Raw genomic sequence first — 17169 nt, forward strand, 5'->3', positions numbered from 1 at the left:
ATGTGTCGACTATGTCTCCGAACACCTGTCGGTCATGTCTCCGGGCTGAACAACAAGCCCGGCCATGACGAAGCTAGGTGCTCTTTCGTCTTGATGCGACACGTGCCCTCACCCCGTCATTGCGAGGAGCGTAGCGACGAAGCAATCCAAACTACTGCACGGCGCTGGATTGCTTCGCTTCGCTCGCAATGACGCCGAGAGGTAGAGCTAATCATCCCCGCGGAGCAGCGCCGTCAGATAAGCGGTGACGAAGCGTGGCATCGTCGGGAGGAAGTCGGCTTTCGAGCGGACCAGATGAATGCCGCTCAGTTCCGGCTTGGTCTCGCGCGCCAGGAAAGCCTCGATCCGCGACTTCAGCGCGTCGCCGGGCTGATCGACGTCGAGAATCCGCAGCATCGCCACCAGCGAGCCGGCCTCGACACAGTGCCAGTGATCGGCTGCCTGATAATCGAGCCTGGTCAAGCCGGTCTCTTCCTTGACCTCGCGGGCGACGCTGGAGGCAATTTCCAGCCGGCGGTTTCGCACGTCGGACGGGTCTGGCGTGCCGCCGGCAAAGTACACCTTGCCGGCATTGGCGGTGTGCCCGCCCATCTCGCCGAGCACGATCGCGCCGTCGCGGGCGCGGATCACACCCATGCCGAAGCCGTTGAACACCGAGGCGTCGGGGAAGCCCCAATCGCGCCACGCCATGAAGCTGGCGAAATCGGTCTCGAAATACTCGGCACTGAAATACACGCCGTCGAACCGCGGCTGCCGCCCCAGCAGCACCCGCCCGTTCCACAGCTCGGGCTTGTCGCGCTGCCGTTCGGCGAAATGCGCGTCGATCTCCGTCCGGCGCTTCTCCGCGAACGGCCAGGCGTGATCGCCCACCCAAAGATCGAGGTGGGTGACGCGATGGATGGTGACAGGGACGTCGGTGTTCACGCAGGCACCTATTTGGCGGTGCCCGACGTCTTCGCCTGTTCGACGAAGGCATTCGTGTAGGTCTTCGTGACGTCGATATTGGCCTTCGCCACGTCCGGCGAACTGGCGCTGAACACGGCCAGCACCGCCTCGGCGCCCTTCGGGTCCATCAGTCCGGTGGTCGAATACATTGGGATCGTGTTCTTCAGCGCGGCGATATACTGCGCCTTGTCCTTGCCGACGATGGTCGGCGGCATCTTGTCGGCGATCTCCTCGGCGGAATGGGTGTGGATCCAGGCCAGCGTCCCGAGGATCGCATGGGTCAGGCTCTGCGCCTCCTTGGGATGCGCCTTGATCCAGGCCGTCGTCGCGTACAGCGCGCCGCCCGGATAGTCGCCGCCGAAGACTTCGCGGGTGTCGTGCTCGGTGCGCGTATCGCTGAGGATGCGCAGGTCGGCATGCGCCGCCTGCAGGATCGTCACCGCCGGATCGAGCATCACCGCGGCGTCGATCTGGCCCTGCTGCATCGCCGCCACCGCGGTGGCGCCGAGGCCGACGCCGATCACCGAGACGTTGTTCGGATCGACGCCGTTCTTCTTCAACAGATACTTCAGAAAGAAGTCCGTCGAAGAGCCCGGCGCGCTGACACCGACCTTCTTGCCGGCGAGGTCCTTGACCGACTTGATCTCCGCAGTGTGCCCGGGCGACACCACCAGCACCAGCCCCGGATAACGGTCATAGACCACGAAGCTCTGCATCTCCTGCTTCTTGGCGGCGAGGTTGACGGTGTGGTCGAAATAGCCGGAGACGACGTCGGCGCTGCCGCCGAGCACGGCCTTCAGCGCGTCCGAACCTCCCTTGAGGTCGACCAGTTCGACGTTCAGCCCGGCCTTGTCGTATTCGCCAAGCTGCTTGGCCAGCACGGTCGGCAGATAGCACAGGCAGGCGCCGCCGCCGATCGCGATCGTCACCTTGCTCTGCGCCGACGCGGCGCCGGCGGTGAGCAGGACGGCGGCCAATGCCGCGACGATGGACTTGAAACCGGCCTTCATGGCGTCTGATCTCCCCGGACGAAGCGAAAAGGACAATAAGCCAAAGCTGCGCGGCGCTCTAGTCCGCCGGCTGCCCGCTCGGTTGCGGCCGCCACACCAGGAGGCGGCGCTCCACTAGGCTAACCGCAATGTCGATGACGATCACAAACACCGACAGCACGAACATCCCGGCGAACACGCCGGCGACATCGAAAGCGCCTTCGGCCTGCTGGATCAGATAGCCGAGCCCGGCCGCGGCGCCGAGATATTCGCCGACAACTGCACCGACCACTGCAAAACCGATCGCGGTGTGCAGCGACGAGAACATCCAGGACAGCGCCGACGGCCAGAACACGTGGCGCATCATCTGCCGCTCGCTCATCCCCAGCATCCGCGCATTGTCGACCAGCGTCGCGCTGGTTTCCTTGACGCCCTGATAGACGTTGAAGAACACCACGAAGAACACCAGCGTGACGCCGAGCGCGACCTTCGACCAGATCCCGAGCCCGAGCCAAAGCGTGAAAATCGGCGCCAGCACCACGCGCGGCAGCGCATTGACCATCTTCACATAGGGATCGAACACGGCCGCGACCCGCGGCTGCCGCGCGAACCAGAACCCGACCAGCACGCCGGCCACCGAGCCGATGCCAAAGGCGAGCAGCGACTCCCACAGCGTGATCCAAAGGTGCTTCCAGATCACCCCTGACGCGAACCAGGCGAACACCTGCTTGGCAACGTCCACCGGCGTCGAAAAGAAGAACGGCGGCAACAGCAGCTTGCCGGCGATCGGCATGGTGCTGAAGATCTGCCAGATCGCGAGCGCGACGATCGCGACAAGCAGCTGCAAAGCCAGAAGCTTCACGCGCGACATGGCGAGCCCCTCTTCTCCCCTCCCCCTTGCGGGGAGGGAGCGCGCTGTGCAAGGGGTAAGGCCTCGTTCTGCATCAAGCGCGCAATCGCATTCGATCGATCCATCACGCCACCGCCCCATATGCCTTCATCACCTGCTCGCGCAGCGTCGTCCAGATCTCGCGATGCAGGGCGTGGAATTCATGCGTCAGGCGAATTTCAAAAATGTCGCGCGGGCGCGGCAGGTCGACGCGCCAGTCGCCGATGATGCGCGACGACGGCCCCGCCGACATGATCACGACGCGATCGGCCAGCGCGATCGCTTCCTCCAGATCGTGCGTCACGAACAGCACCGCCTTGCGATGCTTGCTCCAGAGCTCGAGCAGCAGGTTGCCCATGATCTGCCGGGTCTGCGCATCCAGCGGCCCGAACGGCTCGTCCATCAGCAAAATCTTCGGATCGCGGATCAGCACTTGCGCGAGGCCGATGCGCTTGCGCTGGCCGCCCGACAGCATGTGCGGATAGCGCTGCGCGAACGCGCCGAGCCCGACCGTCTCCAGCCAGCCCTGCGCCTGGCTCAGCGCATCGGCGCGCGGTGCGCCGGCGATCTCGAGCCCAATCGCCACGTTGTCGATCGCGGTCTTCCACGGGAACAACGCATCAGCCTGAAACAGATAGCCAGCGTCCGCATTCAGCCCCGGGAGCGGCGCGCCAAAAATCCGCGCCTCGCCCACCGCCGGCCGCAACAGCCCGGCCGCGACGTTAAGCAGGGTGGACTTGCCGCAACCGGTCGGCCCGACGATGGCGACGAACTCGCCATCAGCCACGTCGAGCGACGCCTGCTCCACCGCGGTGTAGACGCGGCCGCCGGCCAGCTTGAATGCGACCGTCGCGTTCCGCAGCGCGACCGCCGCCGATCCCGTTCCGTCCTGCACGCGCCCTCCCCGCATCATTGCGGCCCGACCATTCAACGTCGCGCGCCCACATGCAAGCCCGCCCGCGCTTTATCGCTGCGGCCGGCCGTGCTACGCCGCGAGCATGAGCGACGCCGCGCCGATGATCGCCTACACCAGCGTCGACAAGAGCTTCGACGGCGGCCGAATCAAGGCGGTCGATGGCGTGTCGCTGAACGTGGCGCGCGGCGAACTGCTTGCGATCGTCGGCGGCTCCGGCTCGGGCAAGACTACGCTGCTGCGCCTCGCCAACCGCTTGATCGAGCCGGATGCAGGCAGGATCAGCATCGAGGGCGATGACATCAGCACCACCAATCCGATCGCGCTGCGCCGTCGCATCGGCATGGTGTTCCAGAGCGGCGCGCTGTTCCCACATCTCAGCGTCGCCGCCAATATCGGCATCACGCCGACGCTGCTCGGCTGGGATGCCGCGGCGATCACCGCCCGCACTGATGAATTGCTCGATCTGGTCCGGCTCGATCGCGCCCGGCATCGCGACCGGTTTCCGCACGAACTCTCCGGCGGCCAGCGCCAACGCGTCGGCGTCGCCCGCGCGCTCGCGGCAAAGCCGGCCATCGTGCTGATGGACGAGCCGTTCGGCGCGCTCGATCCGCTGACCCGCGATGCGCTCGGCGAAGATTTTCGCGCACTGCACGAACGACTGCAGCTCACCACCGTGCTGATCACCCATGACATCACCGAAGCGCTGCTGCTGGCCGACCGCGTCGCGGTGATGCGCGCCGGCCGGCTGCTGGCCCAAGGCACGCCCGCCGAGGTTTCGCGCAGCACCGAGCCCTATGTCGCCGAGCTGCTGCAGACGCCGCGCCGTCAGGCGCAACGGCTCGGCGCGCTGCTCAAGGATGGCACGGCATGAGCCTGTTCGTCGATCCGCGCTGGCGCGAGGCCTTCGCCAATTTGCTGGACTATCTCGGCGCCCATGTCCGCGTCAGCCTCGCCGCGCTCGCGCTCGGCCTCGCGATCAGCCTGCCGCTGGCGATCCTCGCGCGACGCAAGCCGGTGCTGCGCGGCACCCTGCTCGGCTTTGCCGGCATCGTGCAAACCATCCCCGGCCTCGCGCTGCTGGCGCTGTTCTATCCGCTGCTACTCGCGCTCGCGGCTCTGTCGACGAGGACGTTCGGCCTCAGCTTCTCGGCGTTCGGCTTCCTGCCCGCGGTGCTGGCGCTGGCGCTGTATTCGATGCTGCCGGTGCTGCGCAACACCATCACAGGACTCGACGGCGTCGATCCCGCGCTGGTCGAGGCCGCTCAGGGCGTCGGCATGACGCAGCGGCAGGTGCTGACCATGGTCGAGCTGCCGCTGGCGCTGCCGGTGATCATGGCCGGCATCCGCACCGCCACGGTGTGGGTGATCGGCACCGCGACGCTATCGACGCCAATCGGCCAGACCAGCCTCGGCAACTACATCTTCGCTGGATTACAGACGCAGAACTGGGTGCTGGTGCTGTTCGGCTGTGCAGCAGCCGCGGTGCTGGCGCTGGCGGTCGATCAATTACTGGCGTTGATCGAACGCGGCCTGCAGCTGCGCAGCCGCCTCCGCGCGGCGATCGGCGCACTCGGCCTCGCTGCGCTGATCACCGCGACGCTGCTCCCCGGCCTCGCCGGCGCGCGATCGACCTACGTGATCGGCGCCAAGACTTTCACTGAGCAATATGTGCTGGCCGCGCTGCTCGCGCAGCGCCTGGACGCCGCCGGCCTCACCGCAACGACGCGCGCCGGCCTCGGCTCCGGCGTGATCTATGATGCGCTGAAGAGCGGCGATATCGATGCTTACGTCGATTACTCTGGCACGCTATGGGCCAACCAGTTCAAGCACCCCGGCCTCGCCGCGCGGGATCAGGTGCTCGCCGACCTGAAGTCCGACCTCGGCAAGGACGGGGTGACGATGCTCGGCGAACTCGGTTTCGCCAACGCATACGCGCTGGTGATGCCGCGCGCGAAAGCCGAAGCCCTCGGCATCCGCTCCATCGCGGACCTCGCCGCCCGCTCATCGCAGATGGCCATCGCCGGCGATTACGAATTCTTCTCGCGGCCCGAATGGGCCAACCTGCGCAAGGCCTACCGTCTCGCGTTCAAGACCGAACGGCAGATGCAGCCGGACTTCATGTACGCCGCCGTCGCCTCCGGGGAAGTCGACGTCATCGCCGGCTACACGTCCGACGGGCTGATCGCGAAGTATAACCTCGTCGTGCTCGATGATCCAAAGCAGGCGATCCCGCCATATGATGCCGTGCTGCTGATTGCGCCGAAGCGCGCCGGCGACGCCAAGCTCCGAGCTGCGCTGACCCCCCTGCTCGGCCGCATCGACATCGAAGCGATGCGCGATGCCAATCTGCAAGCCGGGTCCGGCGGCAGTACGCCGGACGCGGTCGCGCGAACGCTTTGGCAGCGCGTGCGGCCGAACTGAACTCGCTGCCCTATTTCTTCGGCTTCAACCCCAGCCTGCTCGCCACGATCTTGTCGACCCAGCGCTGCGGCAGCTTGGTCGAGACCCAGAACCGCATCGGCCCGGGTGTGATCACGTCGTGCGCCTTCGGCTTCGGCGACGTCAGCGCGTCGTAGACGTGCTGCGCGATCGTCTCCGGCGGCAGACCGCTGGCATCCATCTGAGGCAGCATCGCGCGGATCTTCTGCAGCGCCGGATAGAATGGGGACGCTGCGTATTTGGAAAGATCTTCCTGCTCGGCCTTGCCCCAGATCGGCGTCTTCACCGCGCCCGGCATGATCGTCACGACGTCGATGCCGAACAGCATCATCTCGCGACGCAGCCCGTCCGACAGGCCATTCAGCGCATGCTTGGACGCGGAGTAAGCGGCCATCAGCGGATTGCCGAATTTGCCGGCGATCGAACTCATCATCACGATCCGCCCCGGCGCGCCGCGCAGCGCCGGATCGGTGCCTAGCAGCGGCGCAAACGCCTGCGTCGCCACGATCGGGCCGATCACATTGACCTCGAACTGCCGACGAAACTCGTCGGCCGACAGATCAATCACCGCGCCCGACACGGCGATGCCGGCATTGTTGACCAACCCAGCCAGCCGCTCGCCGCCGAGTGCGCCACGGACCTCGTCCGCCGCACCCCGGATCGCCGCCTCGTCGGTGACGTCGAAGATCAGCGGCTTGAAGTTGGCTCCGAACTCATGGATCAGCCGCTCCGCATCGGCCACCTTGCGGACGCTGCCGAACACGCGAAAGCCCTGATCCAGCAGCAGCTTCGCGATGGCATGACCGATCCCGGTGGACACACCGGTGACGACGACTGATGGCATTGATCCGCTCCTTTCGACGGCGCGATCGTAGCACAGCCACATGAAAACGGGACCGCGTCACCGCGATCCCGCTTGGTATTCGAATAAGAATCCGAAAGAGCCGATGGCTCAGCCGGATGATTGCAATCCGGTCTCGCCTATCGCTCGGGGAGAGATGAAGGGTATGCCTGCCGTCAGCTTACCGTCCTGCCACCGCGACCTCGCCCTTGATGACATCGCCGAAGCGCTGCCAGCGTTCGCCCTTGAAGGTCATCATCTGGAACTGATCGATCGGCGCAAAGTCGGTCGGCGAGGTATTGACGGTGACGCCCGGCAGCAGGCCGTCGAGCTGGACATCCTTCATGTTCGCCGCCTGCTTCATCAGGTTCTCGTGGGTCAGATCGTCGCCGCACATCCGCAGCGCTTCGACCATGGTCTGGGCGATGCTGTAGCCGGACAGCACGGTGCTCTCCATCGGCTTGCCTTCGGGGATGTACTGCTCGACGAAGGCGTGGAATTTCTTCATGCCCGGATCGTCGTTCCACTGCGGATCGGTCGGATCCTTGGCGAAGGTCGCCGACACCAGGTTTTGCGCGTTCTCGAGGCCGGCCGGCTTCAGCACGGTGCCGAGCGAGGACGAGGCGTTCGGCACGACGTGCAGCGGCTTCCAGCCGAGTTCGGCCAGCTTCTTGATCGCCTGCGCGGCGAACTTGCCGGTGGCGAACGACAGCAGTGTGTCGGCGCCGGACGCCTTGAGCTTGACGATCTGCGAGTCGATGGTCGGCTCGGCGACTTCGTAGCTCGCCTCCGCCACGATCATCGACGCCGCCTTGTCACCCAGCCCTTCCTTCAAGCCGCGGATGTAGTCCTTGCCGAAATCGTCGTTCTGATAGAGCACGCCGATCTTGGCGTTCGGCTTTTCCTTCAACAGGTACTTGGCATAGGCGGTGGCTTCGGCCTGGTAGCTCGGCAGCCAGCCCATCGTCCACGGAAATGCCTTCGGATCGTTCCAGCGCGACGCGCCGGTGGCGAGGAACAATTGCGGAATCTTGCGGGCGTTGACGTATTTCTGAATCGCGGCGTTCGATGCAGTGCCGGTGTTGCCGACCAGCGCCATCACCTCGTCGCTCTCGACCAGCTTGCGGGTCTGCTCGACCGTCTTGGGCGGCGAGTACGCGTCGTCATAGGAGATCAGGTTGATCTTGCGGCCGTTGATGCCGCCTTCGTCGTTGATCTTCTTGAAGTACGCCGCATAGGTCTTGCCGAGAATGCCGTAGGCCGAGGCCGGGCCGCTGTAGGGCACGGTATTGCCGAGCTTGATTTCGGTGTCGCTGGCGCCGACGCCGTATTTCTTTTGCGCCAGCGCGGGGCTCGCGGCGAGCATCGCGATCGCGGCCGCAACTGCGGCCAAGGAAGTCGTGGTACGCATTCTTGATCCTTCTTCTTGCGTTTCCTCGGTGCGGCTGCTGCCGCGCGAAGCTCACCCGTTGACCAGGGCTGTTGTGGCGCGTCGGATATGCGCGTGTTTCAGGTGGTGTCGGACGAAGCGGCGCCCTGCTCCGCCAAGGCCCGTACGTCGGTAGCGGCGGTCTGCACGTGCTGCCGCACCAGCGTGGCGACGGCCGCTTCGTCGCGCGCTTCGATCGCGGCGACGAAAGCGCGGTGATCGTCGAGCGAGCGGCGGCGGATCGCGTCGGATTCGAAATAGCGCTGCCGCCAGCGCCGGCTCATCAGCATCAGCGGCGTCAGCGTGCGGACCAGAATGCGGTTCTGGCTGGCGGCGACCATCGCCAGATGAAAGTCGACGTCGGCGTCGGCCGGATGGCCATCCGCCTCGATCATCGCCGCATAGGCATCGAGCAGCCCGTGCAGCTTCACCAAATCAGCCTCGGTGCGCCGGCGGCAGGCGAGCTGCAGCGCCTGTCCCTCGCAGATGATCCGCGCCTCGGTGACGTCGCGCGTCACCTGCGGATCGAACGTCAGCCCGAGATCGGCCTGCAGCACCAGCGCGTCGAGCCCGCCGTCCTCGATCGCGTTGCGCAGGAAGATGCCCGATTTCGGCTTGCGCTCGGTGATGCGCATTGCGTCGAGCACCGCCAGCGCCTCGCGCACCGAACCGCGCGCCACCCCGAACCGCTCCGACAACTCCCGCTCCGACGGCAGCCGGTCGCCCTTTGCCAGCCGGTGATGCTGGACGAATTCGAGAGTCTTGCGGACGGTCGCGGAAGTTTCGGAACTGAGCTGCGAGGCCATGACTGACCCTACCAATCTGGTCAGACCAGATCAAGGCGTGCAGCTGCGGCGGATTGCACCGGGCGATTGGGCAGCGCCCCTCAGCCGCGTAGAGCGGATAAGGCGCACCAGCGCCGCCATCCGCCACCCCACGCGCAAGACGGCGGATGGCGTCTTCGGCTCATCCGCCCTACCGGGTCGTCGTCCCCCGCAAACGAAAACGGGACCGCGTCGCCGCGGTCCCGTTCCTCAAAAGCTGTCAGCTAGACGTGCTTAGTTCTTGCTCTTGTCGACCAGTGCACCCTTCTTGATCCAGGGCATCATTTCGCGCAGCTTGGCGCCGACTTCTTCGATCGGATGGGCGGCGAGCTTTGCGCGGGTGGCCTTGAACGAGGTCTGGTTGACCTTGTTCTCGAGCATCCAGTTGCGGGTGAAGATGCCGTTCTGGATGTCGGCCAGCACGCGCTTCATCTCGGCCTTGGTCTCGGCGGTGACGATGCGCGGGCCAGTGACGTATTCGCCGTATTCCGCGGTGTTGGAGATCGAGTAGTTCATATTGGCGATGCCGCCTTCATAGATCAGGTCGACGATCAGCTTCACTTCGTGCAGGCACTCGAAGTAGGCCATCTCCGGCGCGTAGCCGGCTTCCACCAGCGTCTCGAAGCCGGCCTTGATCAGCTCGACCAGACCGCCGCACAGCACCACCTGCTCGCCGAACAGATCGGTCTCGCACTCTTCCTTGAACGAGGTCTCGATGATGCCGGCGCGACCGCCGCCGATCGCCGAGGCGTAGGAGAGGCCGAGGTCGTGGGCGTTGCCCGACGGATCCTGATGGATCGCGATCAGGCTCGGCACGCCGCCGCCGCGCTGATATTCCGAACGCACGGTGTGGCCCGGGCCCTTCGGTGCGACCATCAGCACGTCGAGGTCGGCGCGCGGCTCGATCAGGTTGAAGTGCACGTTGAGGCCGTGGGCGAACAGCAGCGCCGCGCCCTTCTTCATGTTGTCGTGCAGATGCTCGCGATAGATGTCGCCCTGCAGCTCGTCGGGCGTCAGCATCATGATCACGTCGGCCCACTTCGCGGCCTCGGCGACTTCCATCACCTTGAAGCCGGCATTCTCGGCCTTCTGCGCCGAGGTCGAGCCCTTGCGCAGCGCGATCGCGACTTCCTTGACGCCGGAATCCTTGAGGTTCAGCGCGTGGGCATGGCCCTGGCTGCCGTAGCCGACAATAGCGACCTTCTTGCCCTTGATCAGGTTCAGGTCGGCGTCGCGATCGTAGTAAACTCGCATCCTCGTTCCTCGTGTTCGGCGGCCCGTCCCGCCCGTGCTGTGGTGATCGGGCCGTCCCGGCCGACCTTCGAATTGCTGCCGGTTTTTAGGGGTCCGGCTGCCCGGACACAAGCCCGCGGCGGTGATTTGTGGCCCTTTGCGGCGTCATGGCTGCCGCGGCGCGGAATCGGCGGCTTACGACTTTGGGGTGAAGCGTCAGGCAGTTTCGGGCAGCTCCGGCTTAGCGCGGCCGAACACGAGCATGATCGCCAGCCCGACGACCACGATCAGCATGCCGGCGAGCCGCAGCGGCCCGAAAATCTCGCCGAACACCAGGCTGGAGGCCCCCGCCCCGATGAACGGCACCAGCAGCGCGAACGGCACGACCTGCGCGGCGCTGTAAGCGTGCAGCAGCCGGCCCCAAATCCAATAGCCGACCGTGGTCGAGCCGATCGACAGCGACAGCATCGCCGCCATCACGCCGGGCGATAGATGCGTCAGTTCGCGCCAGATCGCCGGGCCGCCGTCGGTCACCAAGGCGGCGACCGCCAGCGGCGGCAGCGACGCCACGCTGATCCAAGCGAACAGATCGAGCATCGGCACGCCCTGCGCCCGGCGCAGCAACAGATTCGACAGCGCGAACGCAATCGGCGCCGTCATGGTGACGGCGAAGGCCAGCACCGTAAAATCGTAGCCCACTGTCAGACAGATCAGCAGCAGCCCGCAGGCGGCAACACAGATGCCGGCCAATTGGGCCTTGGTCGGCCGCTCGTTCAGCAGCACCGCAGCGAACGCGATCGTGAACAGCGCCTGGCTCTGCACGATCACGGCAGTCAGTCCCGCCGGCACGCCCTGCGAGATGCCCCAGCTCTGGGTGAGATACTGCCACACGAGCAACAAACTGATGCCGATCCACACCGGCAGCGCCAGCTTCGGCCGCGGCAGCACCAGGCACGGCAGCGCCGTGATGGCGAAGCGCAGCAGATTGAGCACCGTCGGCGACATTTCGGTGAGCGCGTAGCGGGTGAATACGAAACCGAGGCCCCAGATCAGGGCAACGAGGAGCGCTAGCGCGATGTCGGCCGGCTTCATTGGGTTTCCGCCCCGGATTCGCCGGCTCGGAAAGATGCGGCGTTTCGGGTTTCCTAGCTGATCCGACGCAGTGTCGTAACCCGCTGGCGCGCGGATCTGCATCCCGCGCAACGATGACGCAACCCGGAACGAAAAATTGCGCGGCCGGTTGGCTTCGGCACGCGCATGACGCGATGCGTAAAATCAACGGAGGATCGTTCGCCAGATGGCTCTCATTCCGCACAACACCCTCGTCGTCGTCGCCGATGGCCGTGGCGCGCTGCTGCTGCGCAACAACGGCAAGCCGGCTCAGGTGACACTCCGTCAGGAGCGCAAGCTGGAGCCGGTCGATCTCGACAACGACGGCCCGTCCGGATCACGCCCGGAGGAGCAGAGCCAAAGCCAGACCGACGAAGCCACGTTCGCCAAGCAGCTCAGCAACACGATCAACAAGATGAAGCTCGACGGCGAGTTCGATCAGCTGGTGCTGGTCGCCGACCCGCAGACGCTCGGCCAGATGCGGCCGATCCTGCACAAGACCGTCGAAGCGTCACTGATCCGCTCGCTGGCGAAGGACCTGACCAACCACCCGCTTGAGCAGATCGCCGAAGCGATCGCAGCGTAGCGGAGGTCACATTCCCTCGGCGCCGCGGCCGATTGCTGCGACGCCGGTGCGGACCACTTCAACCAGGCCAAGCGGACGCATCAGCTCGATGAACTGATTGATCTTCGAGGTGTTGCCGGTGATCTCGAACACGAAGCTCTCGGTCGAGGCGTCGATCACGCGAGCCCGGAAGGCTTCGGCGAGCCGCAGCGACTCGACGCGGTGATCGCCGGTGCCGCGCAGCTTGACCATCGCCAACTCGCGTTCGATCGAGCGGCCGGTCAGCGTCATATCGACGACGCGATACACCGGGACCATGCGATCCAGCTGGTTCTTGATCTGCTGAATCACCATCGGCGTGCCGGTGGTCACGATGGTGACGCGCGACAGATGTTTCTGGTTCTCGGTCTCCGAAACGGTGAGGCTCTCGATGTTGTAGCCGCGCCCGGAAAACAGCCCGATCACCCGCGCCAGCACGCCGGGCTCGTTCTGCACCAGTACCGACAGCGTGTGAGTCTCGTTGGGGTCCTGGCGCTCTTCCATGAAGTAAGCGGATGCGGGCTGGGTCATCTCAATTCCCTGTCAATCTCGGGTCCGGTTGCGTCGGACAATTTCGGTTGTGCGCAGCGCCACCCCACCCTCTGCCGTCATCCCCGCGAAAGCGGGGATCCAGTATTCCAGAGCCTCGGCTTAACAACACGCGCTCTGGAATACTGGGTCGCCCGGTCGAGCCGGGCGATGACGGCGGAGCAAGGAGCACCGCCGTTGGTAACAATCACCTCAGACCGATCACCTCACACCAGCGCCTTGCCGCCGGCGAAGGCGGCGGCGGTGGCTTCGTCGGTGGCTTCGGCGGGCAGCAGCATCTCGTTGTGAGCCTTGCCGGACGGGATCATCGGGAAGCAGTTCTCGAGCGATGCGACGCGGCAGTCGAACAGAACCGGCTTGTTGACCTTGATCATCTCGGCGATCGCGCCGTCGAGATCGCCCGGCTTGGTCACCTGCATGCCGACGCCGCCATAGGCCTCGGCGAGCTTGACGAAATCGGGCATCGCCTCGGTGTAGGAATGCGACAACCGGTTGCCGTGCAGCAGTTGCTGCCACTGCCGCACCATGCCCATGTACTGATTGTTCAGGATGAAGATCTTGATCGGCAGTTCGTACTGCACCGCCGTCGCCATCTCCTGCATCGTCATCTGCACCGAGGCGTCGCCGGCGATGTCGACGACGAGGCTCTTGGGATGCGCCACCTGGACGCCGAGCGCAGCCGGCAGGCCGTAGCCCATGGTGCCGAGGCCACCCGAGGTCATCCAGCGCTTCGGCTGCTCGAAGCCGTAGAACTGCGCCGCCCACATCTGATGCTGACCGACTTCGGTGGTGATGTAAGTATCACGGCCGCGCGTGCCCTCGTACAGCCGCTGGATCGCGTATTGCGGCATGATCAGGTCGTTGTTCTTCTTGTATGCCAGCGAATTGCGCGCGCGCCAGGTCGCGACCTGGTGCCACCACGACTTGATATCGGGTTTCTTCGCTTCCGCCTTGAACAGCGCCAACAGATCGCCCAGCACGCTGGCGACGTCGCCGATGATTGGCACGTCGACGCGGATGTTCTTGTTGATCGACGACGGATCGATGTCGATGTGGATCTTCTTGGCGTTCGGCGCGAACGCGTCGGTGCGACCGGTGATGCGGTCGTCGAACCGCGCGCCGATGCACAGCATGACGTCGCAATCATGCATCGTCATGTTGGCTTCGTAGGTGCCGTGCATGCCGAGCATGCCGAGCCAGTTCTTGCCGGACGCCGGATAGGCGCCGAGCCCCATCAGCGTCGAGGTGATCGGGAAATCAGTGACCTCGACCAACTCGCGCAGCAGCCGGCACGCCTCGTCGCCGGAATTGACCACGCCGCCGCCCGAATAGATCACCGGCCGCTGCGCGCCGGCGAGCAGCGCCACCGCCTTGCGGATCTGGTTCGGATCGCCCTTGATATGCGGCTTGTAGGAGACGTGAACGTCGTCCTTGCGCGGCGGATGATAGGTGCCGGTGGCGAACTGCACGTCCTTCGGCACGTCGACCACGACCGGGCCCGGACGGCCCGACGTCGCGACGTAAAACGCCTCGTGCAGCACGCGCGCCAGATCCTTGATGTCGCGCACCAGCCAATTGTGCTTGGTGCACGGCCGGGTGATGCCGACGGTGTCGCACTCCTGGAAGGCGTCGTTGCCGATCAGATGCGTCGGCACCTGGCCGGTGATGCAGACGATCGGGATCGAATCCATCAGCGCGTCCGCGAGCGGCGTCACCATGTTGGTGGCGCCGGGGCCCGAGGTGACCAGCACGACGCCCGGCTTCCCGGTCGAGCGCGCATAGCCCTCGGCCGCGTGGCCGGCGCCCTGCTCATGGCGAACCAGGATGTGTTGGACGTCGGACTGCTGGAAGATCTCGTCATAGATCGGAAGCACCGCGCCGCCGGGATAGCCGAAAATGTGTTCGACGCCATGGTCCTTCATCGCGCGGACGATCATCGCGGCGCCGGTCATTTGGTTCGGATCGTGGCTGGTGCTGTCGCTCATGGTGGGCTCCGGGGCGCCGTCTGGCGCTGACGTTCGGGTGGTTCGGACAAGCTCGGGTCGAAAGCGTTCGGACAATAAAAAAGGGCCCGTTCAAGGCCCTTAGCGCACCGTCCGTTCGTGGGGTGGACTCTATCCACCCCCGGCGGTGCGCCTGGGTACGATGACGAGAAGCAGGTTGGAAATTTTGTGTCGCATGTGGCCAGCTCAGCTTCCCAAAGGTTGCGCGGGACCATACCCCCGAAACCTCGAATGTCAAGGCGTGCAGACGCCGTAAGGATCACACCTTAGCCGGATTTCCGCGTGCTCGCGAGAGGTAATAAGTGGCAGGCGCCATGCCAAGCCGCTCTGCGTTCGGGTCACTGAAACGGCTGCGTCCGCCTCATGTGGTCACGCGCACCCTTCGGCGCCAGCCTCCTCCAACCCCAACACGTCGTTCCGGGGGCGCGAGCCTAGCTTGCGAACCCGAAATCCTGAGAGTTCGGGGCACCCCGCCCCTTGCCAAAACCGTGAGATTCCCGGGTTCGCACCATCGCGGCCGGCAAGCCCGGCCCCGTTGGTGCGCCCCCGGAAAGACGGTGTTAGGGACGCATAATGACGGAGTGCAGGAACGCGCTCGCCTCCTCCGGCTTCACCCACCTGAACTCAGGTAACTGGTGCCGGAACCAGGTGAACTGCCGCTTGGCATAATGCCGTGTATCAGCGGCCCCAATCACGGCCGCCTCCTCCACCGACAGCTCGCCGCGCAGATGCCGGATCAGCGCCGGGACGCCGTGGGCCTTCATCGCCGGCAGCAGCGGGTCGAGCCCCCGCGCCGCCAGCGCCGCGACCTCGTCGAGCGCGCCGGCCTGCAGCATCGCGGTGAATCGGGCATCGATCCGCGCATACAGCGCCTCCCGATCCAGCGCCAGAAACAGCGCCGTGACGCCATCCGGCGGCAGCAGCGGCGGCGAAGCCTCGCCGTGCCAGTCGGCCAGCGGTCGTCCGGTGGCCAGCACCACTTCCAGCGCCCGGGCGATCCGGGAGCGGTCGACAGGCGCCAGCCGGTCGGCCGCGGCGGGATCGTACCGGGCGAGCTCGGCATGCAGCGCCAGCACACCGTCCCGGTCGAGCCGCAGCCGCACCGCGTCGCGCACCTCCGCCGGCACCGGCGGGACCGCCGACAGGCCTCGGGTCAGCGCCTTGAAATAGAGCCCGGTGCCGCCGATGAAGATCGGCAGCCGGCCGGCCGCCCGCGCCTCGGCCAGTGCCCCGGCCGCAGCCTCGACGAATGCCCCCGCGGAAAAATTCACCGCAGCATCGACCGTGCCGTAGAGGCGGTGCGGGACCAGCGCCTCCTCGGCCGGCGTCGGCCGGGCGGTGATGATCCGCAAATCGCGATACACCTGCATCGAATCGGTATTGATGACCACGCCGTCGCAGGCCTGGGCCAGCCGCAGGGCGAGCGCCGACTTGCCGCTGGCGGTCGGCCCTGCGATAAGCACGGCCGCCGGCCTTTGCCCCTGCTCCGGAACCGCTCCCGACATGTCGCTCGTCGCCACGCTCATCTGCAATCCGAACAATCCCGCGCTCGATTCGACCGTGATCGAGGGCGCGCGCGCAGTGCTGCCGCAGCCGAATGCGGCGCGCTGGCTGCACGACGAAGTCGCCGCCGACATCACCTTCGCCAGCGGCGAGGACGCGCTGACGATCGCCGAGCGGCTGCGCTCGGCGCGCAACGACCTGCCGATCGACATCGTCGTGCAGCCGGAAGCGACGCGGCGCAAGAAGCTTTTTCTCGCCGACATGGATTCCACCATGATCGGCCAGGAGTGCATCGACGAACTCGCCGATTTCGCCGGCCTGAAAGACCACGTCGCGGCGATCACCGAACGCGCGATGCGCGGCGAGATCGAATTCGAGCCGGCGCTGCGGGAGCGCGTCGCGCTGCTCAAGGGGCTGCCGCTTTCGGTGATCGATCAGGTGCTCGACAGCCGCATCACTCTCACCCCGGGCGGCCGCATGCTGGTTCAGACGATGCGCGCTGCCGGCGCCTATACGTGCCTGGTGTCGGGAGGATTCACCCAGTTCACGCGCGTGGTTGCCGAGCGGATCGGCTTCGCCGAGCACCGTGCTAACGAGCTTCTGAGTGAAGACGGCAAACTGACCGGCAAGGTCGCCGAGCCGATCCTCGGCCGCGAAGCCAAGCTGGCGACGCTGCTGGCGCTGCGCGAAGCCGACGATCTCGATGCCATCGACACGCTGGTGGTCGGCGATGGGGCCAACGACCTCGGCATGATCCAGGCCGCCGGCCTTGGCATCGCCTACCACGCCAAACCGGCCGTCGCCGCCGCCGCCCACGGCCGCATCGACTACGGCGATCTCACCGCGCTGCTCTACGCGCAGGGCTATCGGCGCGACGAGTTCGTCGGCGATTAGT

At 65.8% G+C, this 17169-nt stretch carries 16 protein-coding genes; 4 read left to right on the forward strand and 12 right to left on the reverse strand.

Going from position 1 to position 17169, the window contains the following annotated elements:
* Positions 1-207 precede the first annotated feature (207 nt).
* The 4 genes from ACFFJ6_RS11565 to ACFFJ6_RS11580 all read right to left on the reverse strand — a co-directional run bounded on the left by ACFFJ6_RS11565 (position 208) and on the right by ACFFJ6_RS11580 (position 3733).
* On the reverse strand, positions 208-924 hold the full coding sequence (locus ACFFJ6_RS11565; protein WP_378387745.1) for an NUDIX hydrolase: 717 nt from the start codon (positions 922-924) through the stop codon (positions 208-210).
* Positions 925-932: 8 nt separating this feature from the next.
* On the reverse strand, positions 933-1955 hold the full coding sequence (locus tag ACFFJ6_RS11570; RefSeq protein WP_378387748.1) for an ABC transporter substrate-binding protein: 1023 nt from the start codon (positions 1953-1955) through the stop codon (positions 933-935).
* A 58-nt stretch (positions 1956-2013) separates the two neighbouring features.
* Complete coding sequence (locus tag ACFFJ6_RS11575) at positions 2014-2805, reverse strand: ABC transporter permease (RefSeq protein WP_378387750.1); 792 nt, start codon at positions 2803-2805, stop codon at positions 2014-2016.
* A 103-nt stretch (positions 2806-2908) separates the two neighbouring features.
* Positions 2909-3733: an ABC transporter ATP-binding protein gene (locus ACFFJ6_RS11580; protein WP_378387753.1), complete on the reverse strand. Its 825-nt coding sequence runs from the start codon at positions 3731-3733 to the stop codon at positions 2909-2911.
* An 88-nt stretch (positions 3734-3821) separates the two neighbouring features.
* Between ACFFJ6_RS11580 and ACFFJ6_RS11585 the strand changes: the two genes are divergently transcribed.
* Together ACFFJ6_RS11585 and ACFFJ6_RS11590 are read left to right on the forward strand one after the other, a co-directional pair.
* On the forward strand, positions 3822-4610 hold the full coding sequence (locus ACFFJ6_RS11585; protein ID WP_378387756.1) for an ATP-binding cassette domain-containing protein: 789 nt from the start codon (positions 3822-3824) through the stop codon (positions 4608-4610).
* Positions 4607-6160 carry an ABC transporter permease/substrate-binding protein gene (locus tag ACFFJ6_RS11590; RefSeq protein WP_378387758.1) on the forward strand — a complete coding sequence of 518 codons (1554 nt, stop codon included), beginning with the start codon at positions 4607-4609 and terminating at the stop codon, positions 6158-6160. The genes ACFFJ6_RS11585 and ACFFJ6_RS11590 overlap by 4 nt, the downstream gene beginning before the upstream one ends.
* 10 nt (positions 6161-6170) lie before the next feature.
* Here ACFFJ6_RS11590 and ACFFJ6_RS11595 read toward each other — a convergent pair whose 3' ends face one another.
* The 5 genes from ACFFJ6_RS11595 to ACFFJ6_RS11615 all read right to left on the reverse strand — a co-directional run bounded on the left by ACFFJ6_RS11595 (position 6171) and on the right by ACFFJ6_RS11615 (position 11597).
* Positions 6171-7022 (reverse strand): SDR family oxidoreductase, encoded by an 852-nt coding sequence (locus ACFFJ6_RS11595; RefSeq protein WP_378387761.1) that lies wholly within the window; start codon positions 7020-7022, stop codon positions 6171-6173.
* Positions 7023-7200: 178 nt separating this feature from the next.
* Positions 7201-8430, reverse strand: a complete 1230-nt coding sequence (locus tag ACFFJ6_RS11600) for an ABC transporter substrate-binding protein (RefSeq protein ID WP_378387763.1) — start codon at positions 8428-8430, stop codon at positions 7201-7203.
* 98 nt (positions 8431-8528) lie between these two features.
* On the reverse strand, positions 8529-9254 hold the full coding sequence (locus ACFFJ6_RS11605; protein ID WP_378387766.1) for a FadR/GntR family transcriptional regulator: 726 nt from the start codon (positions 9252-9254) through the stop codon (positions 8529-8531).
* Between the two features lie 252 nt (positions 9255-9506).
* Positions 9507-10526 carry a ketol-acid reductoisomerase gene (gene ilvC / locus ACFFJ6_RS11610; RefSeq protein ID WP_378387769.1) on the reverse strand — a complete coding sequence of 340 codons (1020 nt, stop codon included), beginning with the start codon at positions 10524-10526 and terminating at the stop codon, positions 9507-9509.
* 195 nt (positions 10527-10721) lie between these two features.
* Positions 10722-11597, reverse strand: coding sequence for an EamA family transporter (locus ACFFJ6_RS11615; protein ID WP_378387771.1), 876 nt, complete (start codon positions 11595-11597; stop codon positions 10722-10724).
* Positions 11598-11802: 205 nt separating this feature from the next.
* Between ACFFJ6_RS11615 and ACFFJ6_RS11620 the strand changes: the two genes are divergently transcribed.
* Positions 11803-12201, forward strand: coding sequence for a host attachment family protein (locus ACFFJ6_RS11620; RefSeq protein WP_378387774.1), 399 nt, complete (start codon positions 11803-11805; stop codon positions 12199-12201).
* Between the two features lie 6 nt (positions 12202-12207).
* Here ACFFJ6_RS11620 and ilvN read toward each other — a convergent pair whose 3' ends face one another.
* The 3 genes from ilvN to miaA form a co-directional block, all read right to left on the reverse strand.
* On the reverse strand, positions 12208-12750 hold the full coding sequence (gene ilvN, locus ACFFJ6_RS11625) for an acetolactate synthase small subunit (RefSeq protein ID WP_378387777.1): 543 nt from the start codon (positions 12748-12750) through the stop codon (positions 12208-12210).
* Between the two features lie 224 nt (positions 12751-12974).
* The gene (locus ACFFJ6_RS11630) at positions 12975-14753 is read right to left on the reverse strand and encodes an acetolactate synthase 3 large subunit (RefSeq protein ID WP_378387779.1); all 1779 of its coding nucleotides are present in this window, start codon (positions 14751-14753) and stop codon (positions 12975-12977) included.
* Positions 14754-15331: 578 nt separating this feature from the next.
* Entirely contained in the window at positions 15332-16276 is a 945-nt protein-coding gene (gene miaA / locus ACFFJ6_RS11635) for a tRNA (adenosine(37)-N6)-dimethylallyltransferase MiaA (protein WP_378389642.1), read from the reverse strand.
* On the opposite strand from miaA, the gene serB reads away from it, so the two are divergent.
* A complete protein-coding gene (gene serB / locus ACFFJ6_RS11640) occupies positions 16275-17168 on the forward strand; it encodes a phosphoserine phosphatase SerB (RefSeq protein WP_378387781.1) in 894 nt (297 codons plus the stop codon). The genes miaA and serB overlap by 2 nt on opposite strands.
* Position 17169 lies beyond the last annotated feature (1 nt).

Origin of the sequence: Rhodopseudomonas telluris (assembly GCF_042432815.1) — a bacterium.
Classification (GTDB): Bacteria; Pseudomonadota; Alphaproteobacteria; order Rhizobiales; family Xanthobacteraceae; genus Rhodopseudomonas; species Rhodopseudomonas telluris.

Excerpts from the sequence above, each read along its gene's own strand:
- ACFFJ6_RS11570 (WP_378387748.1), bottom strand. The coding sequence starts at position 1,955 with ATGAAGGCCGGTTTCAAGTCCATCGTCGCGGCATTGGCCGCCGTCCTG.
- ACFFJ6_RS11615 (WP_378387771.1), bottom strand. The coding sequence starts at position 11,597 with ATGAAGCCGGCCGACATCGCGCTAGCGCTCCTCGTTGCCCTGATCTGG.
- ACFFJ6_RS11620 (WP_378387774.1), top strand. The coding sequence starts at position 11,803 with ATGGCTCTCATTCCGCACAACACCCTCGTCGTCGTCGCCGATGGCCGT.
- ACFFJ6_RS11630 (WP_378387779.1), bottom strand. The coding sequence starts at position 14,753 with ATGAGCGACAGCACCAGCCACGATCCGAACCAAATGACCGGCGCCGCG.
- miaA (WP_378389642.1), bottom strand. The coding sequence starts at position 16,276 with ATGTCGGGAGCGGTTCCGGAGCAGGGGCAAAGGCCGGCGGCCGTGCTT.
- ACFFJ6_RS11595 (WP_378387761.1), bottom strand. The coding sequence starts at position 7,022 with ATGCCATCAGTCGTCGTCACCGGTGTGTCCACCGGGATCGGTCATGCC.
- ilvN (WP_378387777.1), bottom strand. The coding sequence starts at position 12,750 with ATGACCCAGCCCGCATCCGCTTACTTCATGGAAGAGCGCCAGGACCCC.
- ACFFJ6_RS11605 (WP_378387766.1), bottom strand. The coding sequence starts at position 9,254 with ATGGCCTCGCAGCTCAGTTCCGAAACTTCCGCGACCGTCCGCAAGACT.
- ilvC (WP_378387769.1), bottom strand. The coding sequence starts at position 10,526 with ATGCGAGTTTACTACGATCGCGACGCCGACCTGAACCTGATCAAGGGC.
- ACFFJ6_RS11580 (WP_378387753.1), bottom strand. The coding sequence starts at position 3,733 with ATGCGGGGAGGGCGCGTGCAGGACGGAACGGGATCGGCGGCGGTCGCG.
- ACFFJ6_RS11585 (WP_378387756.1), top strand. The coding sequence starts at position 3,822 with ATGAGCGACGCCGCGCCGATGATCGCCTACACCAGCGTCGACAAGAGC.
- ACFFJ6_RS11600 (WP_378387763.1), bottom strand. The coding sequence starts at position 8,430 with ATGCGTACCACGACTTCCTTGGCCGCAGTTGCGGCCGCGATCGCGATG.
- ACFFJ6_RS11590 (WP_378387758.1), top strand. The coding sequence starts at position 4,607 with ATGAGCCTGTTCGTCGATCCGCGCTGGCGCGAGGCCTTCGCCAATTTG.
- serB (WP_378387781.1), top strand. The coding sequence starts at position 16,275 with ATGTCGCTCGTCGCCACGCTCATCTGCAATCCGAACAATCCCGCGCTC.
- ACFFJ6_RS11575 (WP_378387750.1), bottom strand. The coding sequence starts at position 2,805 with ATGTCGCGCGTGAAGCTTCTGGCTTTGCAGCTGCTTGTCGCGATCGTC.